The sequence below is a fragment of the Streptomyces aurantiacus genome, assembly GCF_027107535.1.
Taxonomy (GTDB): Bacteria; Actinomycetota; Actinomycetes; order Streptomycetales; family Streptomycetaceae; genus Streptomyces.
The window spans coordinates 89,831-104,611 of sequence record NZ_CP114283.1; the positions used below are offsets into that span (position 1 = coordinate 89,831).

Below are 14,781 nucleotides of genomic sequence, written 5' to 3' on the forward strand. Positions count from 1 at the left end.
TCCCTCCCCATGACCGGAATCCAGGGAAACCAGACGGCCCAAGGGCCGAAACACAAGCGGAACGTGACGCGCCGAAAGGTCGTCGTGGCAGGTGGCGCGGCGGTTGCCGCGGTGGGCGTGGGCGGCACGATCGCCGCGACCGCGAACGCCGGCCAGACGAAGAAGGGCGCCTCGCCGACCGCCTCCTCCACGGCCTCCTCCACCTCGTCCCCGACGTGCTACAAGCTCACGTCGGAGACCACCGAGGGCCCGTACTACATCGACGCCGACAAGCTCCGCCAGGACATCACCGAGGACAGGGAGGGCATCCCCCTGACCCTCCGCCTCAAGGTGATCGACAACGAGACCTGCAAGCCCCTCAGGAACGCCGCCGTCGACATCTGGCACTGCGACGCGCTGGGCCTCTACTCCGGTTACGAGGACCTCTCCAGCGGCGGCGGTGGCGGCGGTACGCCGCCCAGCGGGACACCCACCGACGTTCCGTCCGGTACGCCGACCGGCTCCCCTCCCGAGGGAGGCGGCGGTGGCGGTGGCGTCCACGAGGAGCCCACCGACGACAAGCGCTACCTGCGCGGCACGTGGAGGACGGACAGGCAGGGCTTCGTCACCTTCAAGACGGTCTTCCCGGGCTGGTACCGGGGCCGCTGCGTCCACATCCACACCAAGGTGCACGTCGGCGGCACCTGGACGGACGCCGGGTACGAGGGCGGGAACACCTGCCACACCGGCCAGTTCTTCTTCGACGAGGAGTCGGTGCTCGCCTCCGCGGAGGTCGAGCCGTACTCCACGAGCACCACCGAGCGCACCACGCTCACCGAGGACACGATCTACGACCAGTCCGGCACGACGGGCGGTCTCCTCAAGCTGAAGTACAAGAAGAACGGCATCGCGAAGGGCGTCCTCGGCACCATCACGATGGGCGTCGACCCGGACGCGACCCACGAGGGCACGGGCGACGCCGTGCAGCCGGGGGCTTCAGCATCGTCCTCGAACTCGGCGTCGGCTGCGGCAAGTTGATCGTCCCGGTCACCGACTGAGTCCTGCCGCCGGCCGAGCCGGCCGCGCGGAGCGGGCCCGGAACATTCGATTCCGGGCCCGCTCACCCAGTCGTTCATATGTGTGATTGCAAGTCCAACCCATTGACCCGGAAGATTTGCCTCCGCTACGTTCCCCAAGTTCCCGCGTACGTGATGGCCGGCGCCCCTATCTCGCCGCCGCCCTGGTCCTGTCGGCGACGGGTACCTTCCTCGCCACCCTCGGCTCCCCCTGGTTCGGGCTCGCCGCGATCACGCTCGCCGCGGTCGGCGGGAAGTGTGCGGCCACCCTGTTCTGGCCGATGGCCCAGTCGGGCCTCGACCTGAAGATCGCGGCGCCGGGTCTGGCGGTCGTCAACTCCATCGGAAACCTGGGCGGTTTCGTCTCCCCCACCCTGTTCGGCCACCTCAAGGACTCGACGGGCAGCACGAACGGCGGTCTCTACACGCTGTCGGCGGCGTCGATCCTCGCCGTGATCGGGGTGGCCCTGATCCGCAGGAACGGCGGCGACGGTACGGCGACCGGCCGGGGCGAACCGGAACCGACGCTGGTCAAGGGCCGGATGGCGACGGGCGAGGCACGCTGACGCCGACGGTTTCGGACGTCGGTGGCCGCCCGTGGCTGTCGGTGGCCGTCCGCGGCCGGGGCCCGCCGGCACCCCGACGCCAGCCGCCCTTCCGGGACTTCGTGACTCCGGAAAGCTCGCAGTCGACGCACAGGCCTCTCGTCGGGAGTGCACAGCGGCGGGGCGTGTCATGGAAACTGTGGCGGGGTGTGATCGCCCCGCGCAGCACCACGAAGCGCCGGAGGAAACCATGGGGTTCATGCTGCTCGCACTGTTCCTGATCGCCGGGACGGTGGCCGCGGTCGTCGCACAGCGGCGGTCGTACGGCGCGGGCGCCGTGTCCGGTCTGGACGCGGAGGCCGAGGCGAACCGCTGGGTGGTCCGGCTGGGCGGCAGCCTGTCCGTCTTCGGAGCGGGTGCCCGGGCCGACCGCATCGCGGCCCGCGAGTTGTCGGCCGCCGCCGAGCGCCACCGCACCGCCCGGCTTCAGCTGGCCGCCGCCCGCACCCCCGCCGAGTACGTGGTCGTGACGCGAACGGCCCAGGAGGGCATGCACCACGTCCGCGCGGCCCGGACAGCACTGGGCATCGCCCCGTCGGCGGGCCCGCGTTCCGCGGACCTTCCGCCCTCGGGCCGGCCTTCCCCAGGCCAACGGCCGCACCACCGAGATCACGTCCGGACATGACGAGATCCGGCCGGGCCTTCGCGAACCGGCGAGCTGTCGCACTCCGTGACCCCCGGGTCCAGACTGGGGGGAGGCGGGATTTCCGAGACACGGGGCCGAGACACGGAGGCCGGGGCGCAGGGGTCGATCCACAAGGGCCGACCCACAGCACCCGGGCCCCGTAGCCCGTCGGCCGTGGAGGAATCATGACGGCAATGACGCGGAACGACACCCCCGTCGCGATCGAGGGCAACGGTGTGGAGCTGCGCACGCAGGAGGTCGGGGGCGACATGAGCGTCGCCTTCGCACGGTTGCCCAAGGGGACGGACATGGCGCCGGCGGTCAAAGGCCTTCCCGACGACCTGTGCCAGTGCCCCCACTGGGGCTACCTGCTCAAGGGCCGGTTGAGGATGAGCACCAAGTCGGGGGACGAGATCTACGAGGAGGGCCAGGCCTTCTACTGGGCGCCCGGCCACGTACCGGAGGCGCTCGAGGACTGCGAGTACGTCGACTTCTCGCCGACGAAGGAGTTCAACGAGGTCATCGACCACATCAAGGCACAGGCGGCCTGACGCCGACCGCAGTGACGTGACGTGACGTGACGTACGAGCTCAGGTGACGTACGAGGTCACGTGACGTACGAAGCACGCGACGTACCGACTCAGGTGTCGTACGAGCCGTCCCAGGGCGGTCCGAAGCCGAGCCGTTCCGGGTACAGCTCGCCCCACGGTTCCCCCTCGTCCTCGCCGGTCAGCAGGCCGAACAGCACGCCGTCGCGGGTGAGCTGGAAGGGCCGGATCGCGATGTCCGTGTAGCGCCGCCGCGGGAGGCTGCGCAGGAGCTTCGCGAGGTGGGCCTGTGCCTGGGAGAGGACCGAGTCCGGCCCGTGCGGGGTGCGCTGCTGCTCGGCCCACGTGCCGGCGCACCAGATCTCCGAGTCGCGGTGACGGCCCTCGGCGTCGAAGGTGTGGAGCACGGTGAACAGTCGTTTGTGCTGTTCCCAGCCGTCGGCGGGGCGGAAACCCTCGGGAAAGGCGTACGTGACCGACCCCAGGAACTGCCCCGCCGCGTAGTGACCGATGGCCTCGGTGCGGTGGCGCGGCTCGTAGGCGATCGGGATGAGCTGGGGGACTGCCATGGCGAAACCATACGGATGAATCGTGCCCATGCCAGGAGCGGGGTCCCGTAACAGGAGTGGGGCCTTCAGCCGGCGCCGACGCGCCGCTGTGCGAACTCCCGGTTCGTGAGCGTTTGGCGGCGGTGCGCGTCGGGCAGGTCCGGCATCGCCAGGAGCCGGTCGCAGGCCCGCAGCGAGGCGGCAGGGTCGCCCACCCAGTAGGACGTGATCGAGTACTCGAACAGCAGCCCCCAGCGGTACACCCACGGCTGTACGAAGAGGAGGTCGTCCGGGGCTTCCCGGTCGAGCCCCGCGCGGACGACAGCGTGCGCGCTGTGATGGCGGCCCTGGACGCGAAGGCGCGAGGCGAGTTCGTAGCAGGCCTCCAGCCGCTGTGGCCGGACTTCCCAGGCCCGGGTGAGGGCGTCCACCGCGCCGGCCCAGCCGTCGGCGCCTACCTCGGCCCCGGAACCTGAGCCGGGACGGGCCTGAGGCTCCGCGCTCAGGATTCCCACCTGGAGGAGTGCGTAGTACACCTCCTCCGGCCAGCCTCCCATCGCGGCCCGTCGCTCGTACAAATCGATCGCCTCGGGTGTCCTGCCCAGGTCGCGCATGGTCTGGGCGAGGTAGAAGACGGTGCGGGTGTTGGCGGGGTCCCGTTCCAGCTCGGCGCCGAGGAGCCGCGCGTCGCGCTCGAACTTGTCGTCGCGCGAGCCGCCGTCGGCGAAGTCCTCGACGACGACGGCGTCGAGGTTCTCCTGCGTGTGGTCCCGGTCGGCGGTGAGGTACTCGTGGGTGACGCCCTCGTACCGCCAGGGCAGGTCGCCGCGCACCAGACGCTTGATGCGGTACTCGGTCGTGCCCTCGTGCCGCAGCATGTACGAGTCGGCGGTGAGCGGCGGCAGGGGCCCGTCCTGGCGGAGTACGAGGTCCGCGTCGAGCAGCAGCAGGTAGTCCGCCCGGCCCCGGGCGCGGCTGATGTTCCGGCTGCGGTTGTGGCCGAAGTCGACCCAGGGGTCCTCGTGGAGGTCGCCGGGGATGCCGTCCAGCGCCGTACGGATCAGGTCCTGCGTGCCGTCCGTCGAACCGGTGTCGGAGATGACCCAGCTGTCGATCAGGTCCCGGACGGAGGCGAGGCATCGTTCGATGACCTTCGCCTCGTTCTTGACGATCATGCACAGGCAGATGGACGGCTTCACGGCAACACCACTCCCGGTGACTCGGCGCGGGAGACCGTAGGCACCGGACGCCGTCGGCCTTGGTGAGGCTCGCCGCGACCGGTTCCCGATTCGCTGTCACGCAGGCGCCCATTGGGGTTTCGCCTGTCGGCTGATCTGTTGATCGTTCCGGAAAACTCTTCAGTCGCCGGAGCCGCGGTCCGATGTACCCCGAGGAAGCTCGAACTCGCTTCCGGAAAATCCGTACATCTGTGCATTCGTGCGTCCGTGAATCTGCGCATCAACGCGGCAGTGCAGCGGTGCACCGGATCAGAAGGAGCAGTGCATGAGTCCTGCACCCGGGACCAGGTCGTCCCTCGGCCCGCTTCCCGCCCGCAGCGTCCTGCTGACCGGCGGAGCCGTCGTCTCGATCGCCCTCGCGCTCGCCGGTGTCGCGAACCCGGCCGTGGCCGCGTCGCGCACGGTCGCGCCGCTTGCCGGCACCGTCGCGACGGGCCCGTCCGGTCTGTCAGGGCCGTCGGGTCCGACCGGCGTGTCGGGTCCGTCCGGCGTGTCGGGTCCGTCCGGAGTACCGGGCCCGTGGGGCCTGTCGGCGCCTTCGACGGGCGACGGCTGCAAGAAGCCGAACCATCCGCCCAGGCCCCACAATCCGAACGGTCCGAGACCGGAGGGGAAGGCGCAGGCGCCGTCCACCGACGGGCATCACGACAAGTGCAAGGTCGGTCCCACGGGTCCGCCCGGCCCGAAGGGCCCCACGGGCCCGCCCGGCCCCAAGGGTGACACCGGCGCGGCGGGCCCGTGCTCGGACATCGACTCGTACGCGCCCTCGAACTCGGAGGAGTTCAGTGCCGTACTGACCGGCGGGAAGGCGTACGCGGGGCGACGGGAGCTCAACCCCATGCAGCCTCAGGGGGCATACGCCTGGCAGGACCTCACCAACGCCGACAACCCGAGGTTCCCCAGGACCGCCTGTGCCGTCTCCATCTCCGCCCAGGGGAACGACGCCTGGATCAAGGTGCTGACCACGGGTGGCGAGGTCTGGGAGACGCACGGAGACACCAACGGCACGACGTTCGTCTGGAACGAGGGCTGGACGCAACTGACCAAGCCGTAAGGACTCGTGATCGAGGTCGCCGAGTTCCGGGGTGACCTTCCGGCCGAGCAGCCCCCGGGTCCCTTTCGTCTCGAAGGGGCCCGGGGCCCGGCCGTCCGGGGCCGGGTCCGGCCCGGGGCACTTCTCTGCTCTCTGCCCTCTGTTCTGTTGTCTGTTTTCGTTCTCCGTCTTCTGAGTCTTATGAGTCTTCTGAGCCGGAAACCATCGCGTCACGTATTCCCTCTTGATGTCCATGACGATGATCAATCGCCGCGCGACCGACGCACCTTCGACCACGCGATCACGGCGCCGCCGCAGAGGTTCCGCGCGCAGCGGCGGCGGACATGGCGGCGGGAGAGGGAAAGGGCCCCTGCTGGGGGGCCTGGCCGCGCTGGCGGTGTTATCCGTCGGCGCCCTGATCGTGAACGGGACGACACCCGCGGCGTCCAGCTCCGACGACGGAGCCTCCGACGCCGCGCGGCCGTCCGCCCCGGTCCCGGCACCGGAGCGTTCGGAGCCGGCGGAACCGAGTGGCGGCGGCACGGCGTCGGCGGACGCCGGGGGCGAGCCGGACGCCGGGCCGGACGAGCAGGCTGACAGGGACTCCGACGCCGATGGGGAGGGCGTCGACCCGCCGGACTCGGCCTCCATTCCCGCGACGGGCCCCGGCACGTTCGCCACCGCCGGCGGCGGGAGCGGGACCGTGGGCAAGGGCGCCGGCGTCCTGCGCTACAAGGTCGTCGTCGAGGACGGCCTCACGCAGTCGGCGGCGGACGTCGCCCGGCAGGTGGAGGGAATCCTCGCCGACCGGCGCGGCTGGACGGCGGACGGCCGGTCGGGTTTCCGGCGCGTCTCCAGCGGTACGACCGACTTCGTCGTACGGCTCGCCACACCGGGCACGGTGGACGCCATCTGCGGCAAGTACGGCCTCAACACCCGCGGCGAGGTCAACTGCAGCGTGGGCAAGGACGTCGTGGTCAACCTCAAGCGGTGGCTGCTGGCGACTCCGGTCTACGCCGACGACGTGGACGCCTACCGGGCGCTGATCATCAACCACGAGGTCGGCCACTTCCTGGGCCACGGCCACGTCACGTGCCCCGGGGCCGGCAAGCCTGCCCCGGCGATGATGCAGCAGATCAAGGGCATGCGCGGCTGCAAGCCCAACGTGTGGCCGTACGACACCAAGGGACGGTTCGTCACGGGGCCCGCCGTGTCCTGAGCGGGCGGCCGACCGTGTCCTGAGCGGGCGGTCGAAGAACTCACGGCAACCTTTCCGAGCCTTGCGACCACAGATGAGTCGGAACTCCGTTCACGGGAGCTCCACACAACGCACGAGCCCCACAAGAACCACGTAAGGACTCATCCGTGGCATCCCCCTCCCACCGCAGGTCCCTTCGTAAGCGGCGCACCGTCCTCGTCTCCGTCGCCGCCGTCGCGGCCGCGGGTCTCGGCGCCGGCACCTTCGTGATGAACGCGAACGCGGGTGCCGTCGACCTGGCGCACCAGGTCCTGCCCGCCAAGGACGGCTGGGCGGCCTCCGGTTCAGGAACGACCGGTGGCGCCAAGGCCGACTCGGCGCACACCTTCACCGTCAGCACCCGGGCCCAGCTGGTGAAGGCGCTCGGCTCCCAGACGAACTCCACCCCGAAGATCATCAAGGTCAAGGGGACGATCGACGCGAACACGGACGACGCCGGCAAGAAGCTGACCTGCGCCGACTACGCCTCCGGGACGGGCTATTCACTGTCCGCGTACCTGAAGGCGTTCGACCCGGCCACGTACGGCAAGAAGGCCCCCGCGGGCACGCAGGAGAAGGCCCGCGCCGCCGCGCAGACCAAGCAGAAGAAGAACATCGTCTTCCGGGTGCCCGCCAACACCACCATCGTGGGCGTCCCGGGCAGCAAGGCGGGGATCACCGGCGGCAGCCTCCAGGTGCAGGACGTCGACAACGTCATCATCCGCAACCTCTCCCTCACCGCCACCGAGGACTGCTTCCCGCAGTGGGACCCGACGGACGGCTCCGCGGGCGAGTGGAACTCGAACTACGACTCGGTGACGTTGCGCGGGGCGACCCATGTCTGGGCGGACCACAACACGTTCAGTGACGCGCCGTTCTTCGACAAGTCCGAGAAGACGTACTTCGGCCGCAAGTACCAGGTCCACGACGGTGCCCTGGACATCACCAACGGCTCCGACCTGGTGACGGTCGAGCGCAACCAGTTCACCAACCACGACAAGACGATGCTGATCGGCAGCAGCGACACCGACAGCGTCGGCAAGCTGCGGGTCTCCATCCACCACAACGTGTGGAAGGGCATCACGCAGCGCGCTCCGCTGGCCCGTATCGGCCAGATCCACCTCTACAACAACGTGTACGACACGACGACCCTCAACGGCTACGAGCCCAAGTACAGCCTCGACTCGCGGGCCAAGGCCCAGGTCGTCGCCGAGCACAACTCCTGGACCCTGCCGTCCGGTGCGAAGGTCGCCAAGCTGCTGAGCGGTGACGGAACGGGTTCGGTCGCGGGCAGCGGCAACCTCGTCAACGGCAAGGCGACGGACATCGTCGCCGCGTACAACTCGGCGAACTCGAAGAAGCTGAAGACGACGGTGAACTGGAAGCCGGCCCTGACGGCCGGCCTCCAGACCTCCGCGAAGAGTCTGCCGACGGAGCTGCTGGGGACGACGGGGGCCGGGGTTCTTTCCTGACCCAGCCCTCAGGACATGAGTGGGGCCCGGGACTTGGGGTCGTCCCGGGCCCCACTCATACGCCCTGGAACCCGCCGGAACGTATGCCGTGGAGGAGGTGGGCGAGGGGAGTGGGGGTGGTGACGAGCTGTATGGCGGGGTCGTCGCTCTCGCGGAGGTGGACGGTGTGGGGAGTGGTGGCGAGTTCGACGCAGGCGTTGCCGTCGCCGCCACCGGAGAAGGACGACTTCTGCCAGTTGTCGGGGGTCTGCATGGTGCGCCTCACAGTTCCTTCGCCAGCCGGTGGATGAAGTCACGCGACCGTTCGGGTTCGAGTGACGCACCTTCCACTCTATGGAAAAGCGTTCGAAAACTGTTGAGTTGGGCTTCGGAGTCGACGAACGCCGAGCCGTGCGGCGCGTCTCGTACGACGGTGTCCAGCTGGGGAACCGCGCCCCCCGCGAAGACCATCGCGCTCCCGGCGTCGATGAACCCGTCGAGGTCGAACGGGATCACCCGCACGGTCACGTGATCCGCTTCCGAGAGTTCCAGGACGCGGGCGAGCTGGGCGCGTGAAGCGGCGCGGCTGCCGACCCTGATGCGCAGGGCTGCTTCGTGCATCACTGCTGTGTACGGAGTGGGCTGCGCGCCCTCGATGATGGTGCGCCGCTTCATCCGGTGCTCAACGCGCAGGCCGAGCTCACTCTGAGGAAGCGCGGGCACTCTGTGTGAGAAGACCCCGTGGGCGTACTCCTCTGTCTGGAGAAGACCCGGCACGTACAGGCAGTCCACGTCCCACCGAAAGTTGGAGTGGTGCTCCAGCTCGGACAGGTCCAGGAACGAGGTGGGCAGCAAGCCCCGGTACTCCTCCCACCAGCCGCGCGTGCGATCGGTGGCCATCGCGACCAGCGCCGCGATCAACTCTTCGTCCACACAGGCGTAGTGCGCGGCGAGACGGCGTATGCGTGTCTCGCTCACGCCCGCGATGGCGTACTCGATCTGGCTCATCTGGACGGAGTCGGCTCCGAGCAGTTCCGCGGCCTCGCGGGCCTTCAGGCCTGCTGCTTCGCGCAGTTTCCGCAGCTCGGAACCCAGGCGTACCTGGCGGGACGGAGTCCTGCGGATCGGAGCGTGGGACGGGGACCCCGAACCCCCTGAACCGGCACCGGCGTTGGACCAGGCCTCCGTGGACTCGGAGACGGGCCGAGGCCTGACCCTCGTCCGGGCCTGCGCGGACGTCTGGGGCTGGCACCCACTGGCGAGAGAAGGCAACAGGGGCAAGTACGTGTGGTGCGACCTGGGTGCCGCGTAGCTCGTTGATCATGTCGGACTTCGCGGAGTTCACCGAGTCACGCCTGGTCGATCCCCAGGCGAAGTGGATCTGGAGGGACCTGATGGCGCCGATCAACCACTTCCCCCGGGCCGCGTCGTCCGGGGACGGGGAACGCCCGGCCCGTTCCCGTCGTTCTCCCTTCAGGCAACCGCCCACCGGCCGAGGTGGTGCGCACGCCCTTCCGGCGACCGATCCCGAGTGCCATGCCCCGTAAGCGAACCTGCACCCGAACCCGTCCCGCCGCCCTCGCGGGCGTCGTCGTCGGCCTGCTTCTTGGCTGTTCCGGCGGCGAGGGCGCAGCCGACGTGTCTTCGGGTGCCCCCGGACCGGCGGCGTCCACCGTGACCGGTCCGGCGACCACCCCCGCCGAGCCCTCACGGGCCACCCCCTCTGCCACGCCGACACCCCGCGAGACCGGCACCCGGGCCCTGACCAGCTCGCTCAGCATCCCGAAGATCGGGCTCAAGGATCTGCGCGTCGTCCCGTACGAGGGGACGACCGACGACTGGCCGGGCACCCGGATCCAGAACCGCGGCGTCGGCGCCAGCCCGTACGGCAGCCGTGGCGGCGTCGCCCCCGGCGAGGTCGGCAACTACCTGGTCACGGCCCACCGTCTCTCCGCCGGCGGTCCCTTGCGCGACCTCCCACGTCTCGGCGAGGGCGACGCGGTCCGCGTCACTTCGGGCGGCACGGTCTACGAGTACGTGATCACCGGCACGAGGGAGACCTCGTTCCGCTCCGAGCGCTCACTCGCCGAACAGCGTGCACCGGTACCGGGTTTCCCTGGCAGGCGCCCCACCCAGGCCATGATCACCATCTCCACCTGCGCCACACCGGAGGACGACGCGGCGGGAAACCACTGGCGCGACGACAGAGGAAATCCGGAACACCGCATCGACAAGATCGGCGTGCTGAGGTCGACGTCGGCGGCAGACGAGCAATAGGGCCGGGGAAAAGCATCCGCTCCTTCCCGCGCCCGTGCAGAAGGAGGCCTCTCCTGCGCCCAGCTCATGTGCGTGGCGCGGGAGAACGCCGAACACCACTCCCGAGCCCACCGGATGACGGGCGATGGACACCTGGACCCGGGGCGGCGGCTCGGCCCCGCCGTGACGCCGGTCGAATCTCAGGAAAGACCGTCTCAGCGAGTCCATCGGCCCCTTCCGGACACGGGTGGCTGTTACTCCGGCGCCCCGCCGAACCGCTCCTTGTACGCTTCCAGGTCCTCGTCCGTGATCTTGGCGAAGAGGACCGGGGGGACCGTGAACGGTGTGCCGGCGGGGAGGGAGTCGAGGGACCTCGCCTCGGTCGGTGTCACCCACGTCGCCGTGTCGTCCTTCAGGGTGAACGCCGAGCGCATCGCCTTGGAGGAGGCCGGGATGAACGGCTCCGAGACCACCGAGTAGAGGTGGATCAGGTTCATCGCCGTGCGCAGGGTCAGGGCCGCCCCGTCGGGGTTGGTCTTGATCTCCAGCCAGGGGGCCTTCTCCTCCAGGTAGGAGTTGCCCGCCGACCACAGGGCGCGGAGAGCCGCGGCGGCCTTGCGGAACTGGAGCGCCTCCATCTGGGTCTCGTACTCGGCGAGGAGCGACGCGATCTCCTCGCCCAGCCGCGTCTCCGGCTCGCCCGCCTCCGCGCCCGCCGGGACCTCCTCGCCGAAGCGCTTCTTCGAGAAGGACAGGACGCGGTTGACGAAGTTGCCGAGGGTGTCCGCCAGGTCCTTGTTCACCGTCGCCGTGAAGTGCTCCCACGTGAACGACGAGTCGTCCGACTCGGGGGCGTTGGCGATGAGGAAGTAACGCCAGTAGTCGGCGGGCAGGATGTCGAGGGCCTGGTCGGTGAAGACGCCCCGCTTCTGGGACGTGGAGAACTTCCCGCCGTAGTACGTCAGCCAGTTGAAGGCCTTGAGCTGGTCGACCTTCTTCCACGGCTCCCGCACGCCCATCTCCGTGGCGGGGAACATCACGCTGTGGAAGGGGACGTTGTCCTTCGCCATGAACTCGGTGTAGCGCACGTCGGACGCGCCCGCCGGCTCGTACCACCACGACTTCCAGTCGCGGCTCTCGCCGGCCGGGGCCGCGTCCGACCACTCCTTCGTCGCGCCGATGTACTCGATCGGTGCGTCGAACCAGACGTAGAAGACCTTGCCCTCGGCGGCCAGCGTCGGCCAGGTGTCGGCCGGGACCGGCACGCCCCAGTCCAGGTCACGGGTGATCGCGCGGTCGTGCAGGCCCTCGGTCAGCCACTTGCGGGCGATGGAGGAGGCGAGCTGCGGCCACTCGTCCGCGACCTGGTCGATCCACGCCTCCACCTCGCCCTGGAGCTTCGACTGGAGGAGGAAGAGGTGCTTCGTCTCGCGGACTTCGAGCTCCGTCGAACCCGAGATCGCCGAGCGCGGGTTGATCAGGTCCGTGGGGTCCAGGACGCGCGTGCAGTTCTCGCACTGGTCGCCGCGCGCCTTGTCGTAACCGCAGTGCGGGCACGTGCCCTCGACGTAACGGTCGGGCAGGAAGCGGCCGTCGGCGGGCGAGTACACCTGCCGGATCGCGCGCTCCTCGATGAAGCCGTTCTCGTTGAGCTTGCGGGCGAAGTGCTGCGTCAGCTCGGCGTTCTGCGGGCTGGAGCTGCGGCCGAAGTAGTCGAAGGCCAGCTCGAAGCCGTCGTAGACCGCCTTCTGGGCGTCGTGCGCCTGCGCGCAGAACTCGTCGACGGGGAGACCCTGCTCCTTGGCCGCCAGTTCGGCCGGGGTGCCGTGCTCGTCCGTCGCGCAGATGTAGAGGACCTCGTGACCGCGCTGGCGGAGGTAGCGGGCGTACACGTCCGCCGGGAGCATGGACCCCACCATGTTGCCCAGGTGCTTGATCCCGTTGATGTACGGAAGGGCGCTGGTGATGAGGTGTCGAGCCATTGCGGGCTGCTCCCGAGTCGCTACGTGTGGTGACGGATCGCGATGTGGTGCCGCGATTTTCGACCGTCTTACGAACCTTGAAATCGTAGCCGACACGGGTGGGCCGCCCGCTCCTCGTTTTACGGGGTGAGAAGGGGGCGGCCCAGGGGTGTGAGGGGGGTGGATACGGCGCTGGTTACGGGCGCCAGTTCGCCAGTACGCCCTCGTAGATCTCCGCGTCCGTGAGCTCGCGCGGGGTCGGGCCCGCGTGGAAGAAGGCGGTGTTGTCCGTCTTCAGCTTCCGGAGGTAGTCGAAGGCCTTGTTCTCGTGCTCGCCGAACGCGACGAAGGAGAAGAAGATGCCGGGGTGGCTCTTCGCGGCTTCCGTGAGGGACTGGGTGGCCGGGGTCTTGGCGTCCGGGGCACCGTCCGTCTGGAAGACCACGAGGGCGGGACCCGCGGGGGCGTCCGACTTCTCGTGGAGGGCGATCACTTCCTGCACGGCCGCGTGATAGCTCGTACGGCCCATGCGGCCGAGGCCGGCGTGCAGTTCGTCGATCTTGTTGTCGTGCTCGGCGAGGGTGAGTTCGCCGGTGCCGTCCAGCTCGGTGGAGAAGAACACGACCTGGACGGTCGCCTCCGGAGCCAGGTGGGCGGCGAGGGCGAGCGTCTGCTCGCCGAGGGCCTGCGCGGAGCCGTCCTTGTAGTACGCGCGCATCGACGCGGAGCGGTCCAGTACGAGGTAGACCTTGGCGCGGGTGCCGGTGAGGTCCCTGTTCTCGAGGGCGGTGGCGGCGGCCTCGAAGGCGGTGAGGAGGCCGGGGGCGCGGGATGTGATCACTGTGGCGGGGACTGCGGGGGTGGCCCCAGCGGCCGGCTCCCCCGCCGCGCCCGTCTCGGGCTCCGGCTCGGTAACGGCATCGGCATCGGCTTCGCCATCGGCCGCGCCGGATTTCGCACCACCGCCCGTGCTGCTCTCGTCGTCGGCTGCCGGTGCCCCCTGCGGGGCCTCGTCGCCGTCGGCGGCCGACGGCTCGTCCGCCTGCGCGGCGACGGGCTCGGACTGCTCTGCCACCTCGGCCGCGGGGGCCGTCTCGGTGACCTCTTCCCCGGGCTCGGGGGCCACCTCGGCCGCGACCGCCTCGGCCTCGGCCTCGGGCTCAGGGGCGGCGACGGCCTTGGCCGCCGACTCCTGCGCGACCTCGACGACGGGGTCCGCCTCGACGGCCTCTTCGACCTCGGGCTCCGGAACGATCTGGATGATCAGCTCGGGCTCGGCGTCGGTATCGACGGCCACCGGCTCGGGCGTCGGCTCGGGCTCGGCCGCGACGACAGGCTCGGGCTCCTTCTCAGGGGCCACCTCGGCGACAACGGGCTCGGGCTGCGACTCGGCCTCGGGTGTCGCTTCCGCCTCGGCCGCCGGGGCGGCCTCCGCCACGACGGGCTCCGGCTCCGGTGCCGCTTCCGGCTCGGGCTCGGCGGCGACGGGCTCGGCCTCGGGCTTGGCAGCCGCGACGGGCTCGGCCTCGGGCTTGGCAGCCGCGACGGGCTCGGCCTCGGGCTCGGCAGCCACGGCAGGCTCGGGTGTGGCCTCCGGCTCGGCCTCCGCCACCACGGGCTCCGGCTTCGCGGCAGGCTCCGCCTCGGGCTTGGCCTCGGGGTCGGTCTTCGCCGCGGGCTCCGTCTTCGCCTCTGCCGGCTTGGTCGCCGCAGGTGCCTGCTTCGGGACCGTCACGTTGTCGAACGCCGCCGAAACCAGGTCGTCCACCACGGACGCCTTGGGCTCGGGCCCGCGCTCGGCCCTGGGCTCGGTGGCCGGTGCGGGGACAGAGACCTCGGGCTCGGCTGCCGCAGGCGTGGGCTCGGGAGCCGTCTCCTGCCGGGCCGCCGGCACGGTCGGCTCGGCAACCGGGGCGGAAGGGGCCGCAGCGGTGTCGGCGTCCCCCTTGCGTGACTTTCCGAACGCATTCCGCAGGCGGGTGAGAATGCCCATGTGCGCAACCCTTCGCGTGAGTTGGTTCCGTCAATCCCTGGCCAGGACGGACACGTAAGGTTAGCCGCCAGGACCGAAGATCTTTATCGGGCCCAAACACGGGTCCGGTTCCCGCACGCCAGTCGGGGTCAATACCCTGCTAGCTCCTGCCAGTTCACTCTCCGTTCACCTCACGTCCGCGCCCTCGCACGCGCGTGCCCCTAGCGTCACGCCCGACACAGACATAGGGGA

General features: G+C 70.0%; 14 protein-coding genes. 8 read left to right on the plus strand and 6 right to left on the minus strand.

Going from position 1 to position 14,781, the window contains the following annotated elements; genetic code table 11:
* Positions 1-9 precede the first annotated feature (9 nt).
* From O1Q96_RS02105 to O1Q96_RS02120, 4 genes are all read left to right on the plus strand, one after another.
* Positions 10-1,017 (plus strand): intradiol ring-cleavage dioxygenase, encoded by a 1,008-nt coding sequence (locus O1Q96_RS02105; RefSeq protein ID WP_269246576.1) that lies wholly within the window; start codon positions 10-12, stop codon positions 1,015-1,017.
* 136 nt (positions 1,018-1,153) lie between these two features.
* Positions 1,154-1,621, plus strand: coding sequence for an MFS transporter (locus O1Q96_RS02110; RefSeq protein ID WP_269246577.1), 468 nt, complete (start codon positions 1,154-1,156; stop codon positions 1,619-1,621).
* Between the two features lie 238 nt (positions 1,622-1,859).
* Positions 1,860-2,285 carry a hypothetical protein gene (locus tag O1Q96_RS02115; RefSeq protein WP_269246578.1) on the plus strand — a complete coding sequence of 142 codons (426 nt, stop codon included), beginning with the start codon at positions 1,860-1,862 and terminating at the stop codon, positions 2,283-2,285.
* 185 nt (positions 2,286-2,470) lie between these two features.
* On the plus strand, positions 2,471-2,836 hold the full coding sequence (locus tag O1Q96_RS02120) for a cupin domain-containing protein (protein ID WP_269246579.1): 366 nt from the start codon (positions 2,471-2,473) through the stop codon (positions 2,834-2,836).
* Between the two features lie 89 nt (positions 2,837-2,925).
* On the opposite strand, the gene O1Q96_RS02125 is transcribed toward O1Q96_RS02120, so the two are convergent.
* Positions 2,926-3,402 (minus strand): hypothetical protein, encoded by a 477-nt coding sequence (locus O1Q96_RS02125; protein WP_269246580.1) that lies wholly within the window; start codon positions 3,400-3,402, stop codon positions 2,926-2,928.
* A 65-nt stretch (positions 3,403-3,467) separates the two neighbouring features.
* Positions 3,468-4,580: a tetratricopeptide repeat-containing glycosyltransferase gene (locus tag O1Q96_RS02130; RefSeq protein WP_269246581.1), complete on the minus strand. Its 1,113-nt coding sequence runs from the start codon at positions 4,578-4,580 to the stop codon at positions 3,468-3,470.
* A 304-nt stretch (positions 4,581-4,884) separates the two neighbouring features.
* Here O1Q96_RS02130 and O1Q96_RS02135 point away from each other — a divergent pair, with 304 nt between their 5' ends.
* The 3 genes from O1Q96_RS02135 to O1Q96_RS02145 all read left to right on the plus strand — a co-directional run bounded on the left by O1Q96_RS02135 (position 4,885) and on the right by O1Q96_RS02145 (position 8,361).
* A complete protein-coding gene (locus O1Q96_RS02135; RefSeq protein ID WP_269246582.1) occupies positions 4,885-5,673 on the plus strand; it encodes a collagen-like domain-containing protein in 789 nt (262 codons plus the stop codon).
* Between the two features lie 238 nt (positions 5,674-5,911).
* A complete protein-coding gene (locus tag O1Q96_RS02140; protein ID WP_269253436.1) occupies positions 5,912-6,871 on the plus strand; it encodes a DUF3152 domain-containing protein in 960 nt (319 codons plus the stop codon).
* A 146-nt stretch (positions 6,872-7,017) separates the two neighbouring features.
* A complete protein-coding gene (locus O1Q96_RS02145) occupies positions 7,018-8,361 on the plus strand; it encodes a pectate lyase family protein (protein WP_269246583.1) in 1,344 nt (447 codons plus the stop codon).
* A 55-nt stretch (positions 8,362-8,416) separates the two neighbouring features.
* On the opposite strand, the gene O1Q96_RS02150 is transcribed toward O1Q96_RS02145, so the two are convergent.
* Positions 8,417-8,614 (minus strand): DUF397 domain-containing protein, encoded by a 198-nt coding sequence (locus O1Q96_RS02150; protein WP_269246584.1) that lies wholly within the window; start codon positions 8,612-8,614, stop codon positions 8,417-8,419.
* 8 nt (positions 8,615-8,622) lie between these two features.
* Complete coding sequence (locus tag O1Q96_RS02155; protein ID WP_269253437.1) at positions 8,623-9,465, minus strand: helix-turn-helix domain-containing protein; 843 nt, start codon at positions 9,463-9,465, stop codon at positions 8,623-8,625.
* A gap of 411 nt (positions 9,466-9,876) precedes the next feature.
* Here O1Q96_RS02155 and O1Q96_RS02165 point away from each other — a divergent pair, with 411 nt between their 5' ends.
* Entirely contained in the window at positions 9,877-10,617 is a 741-nt protein-coding gene (locus tag O1Q96_RS02165; RefSeq protein WP_269246585.1) for a class E sortase, read from the plus strand.
* A gap of 233 nt (positions 10,618-10,850) precedes the next feature.
* Here the strand turns inward: O1Q96_RS02165 and metG are convergent, their stop codons facing one another.
* Both metG and O1Q96_RS02175 read right to left on the minus strand, forming a co-directional pair.
* Positions 10,851-12,578, minus strand: a complete 1,728-nt coding sequence (gene metG, locus O1Q96_RS02170) for a methionine--tRNA ligase (protein ID WP_269246586.1) — start codon at positions 12,576-12,578, stop codon at positions 10,851-10,853.
* A 175-nt stretch (positions 12,579-12,753) separates the two neighbouring features.
* Positions 12,754-14,550: a VWA domain-containing protein gene (locus tag O1Q96_RS02175; RefSeq protein WP_269246587.1), complete on the minus strand. Its 1,797-nt coding sequence runs from the start codon at positions 14,548-14,550 to the stop codon at positions 12,754-12,756.
* Positions 14,551-14,781: the final 231 nt, after the last annotated feature.

Excerpts from the sequence above, each read along its gene's own strand:
- O1Q96_RS02135 (WP_269246582.1), top strand. The coding sequence starts at position 4,885 with ATGAGTCCTGCACCCGGGACCAGGTCGTCCCTCGGCCCGCTTCCCGCC.
- O1Q96_RS02165 (WP_269246585.1), top strand. The coding sequence starts at position 9,877 with ATGCCCCGTAAGCGAACCTGCACCCGAACCCGTCCCGCCGCCCTCGCG.
- O1Q96_RS02150 (WP_269246584.1), bottom strand. The coding sequence starts at position 8,614 with ATGCAGACCCCCGACAACTGGCAGAAGTCGTCCTTCTCCGGTGGCGGC.
- O1Q96_RS02120 (WP_269246579.1), top strand. The coding sequence starts at position 2,471 with ATGACGGCAATGACGCGGAACGACACCCCCGTCGCGATCGAGGGCAAC.
- metG (WP_269246586.1), bottom strand. The coding sequence starts at position 12,578 with ATGGCTCGACACCTCATCACCAGCGCCCTTCCGTACATCAACGGGATC.
- O1Q96_RS02125 (WP_269246580.1), bottom strand. The coding sequence starts at position 3,402 with ATGGCAGTCCCCCAGCTCATCCCGATCGCCTACGAGCCGCGCCACCGC.
- O1Q96_RS02115 (WP_269246578.1), top strand. The coding sequence starts at position 1,860 with ATGCTGCTCGCACTGTTCCTGATCGCCGGGACGGTGGCCGCGGTCGTC.
- O1Q96_RS02175 (WP_269246587.1), bottom strand. The coding sequence starts at position 14,550 with ATGGGCATTCTCACCCGCCTGCGGAATGCGTTCGGAAAGTCACGCAAG.
- O1Q96_RS02140 (WP_269253436.1), top strand. The coding sequence starts at position 5,912 with ATGATCAATCGCCGCGCGACCGACGCACCTTCGACCACGCGATCACGG.
- O1Q96_RS02105 (WP_269246576.1), top strand. The coding sequence starts at position 10 with ATGACCGGAATCCAGGGAAACCAGACGGCCCAAGGGCCGAAACACAAG.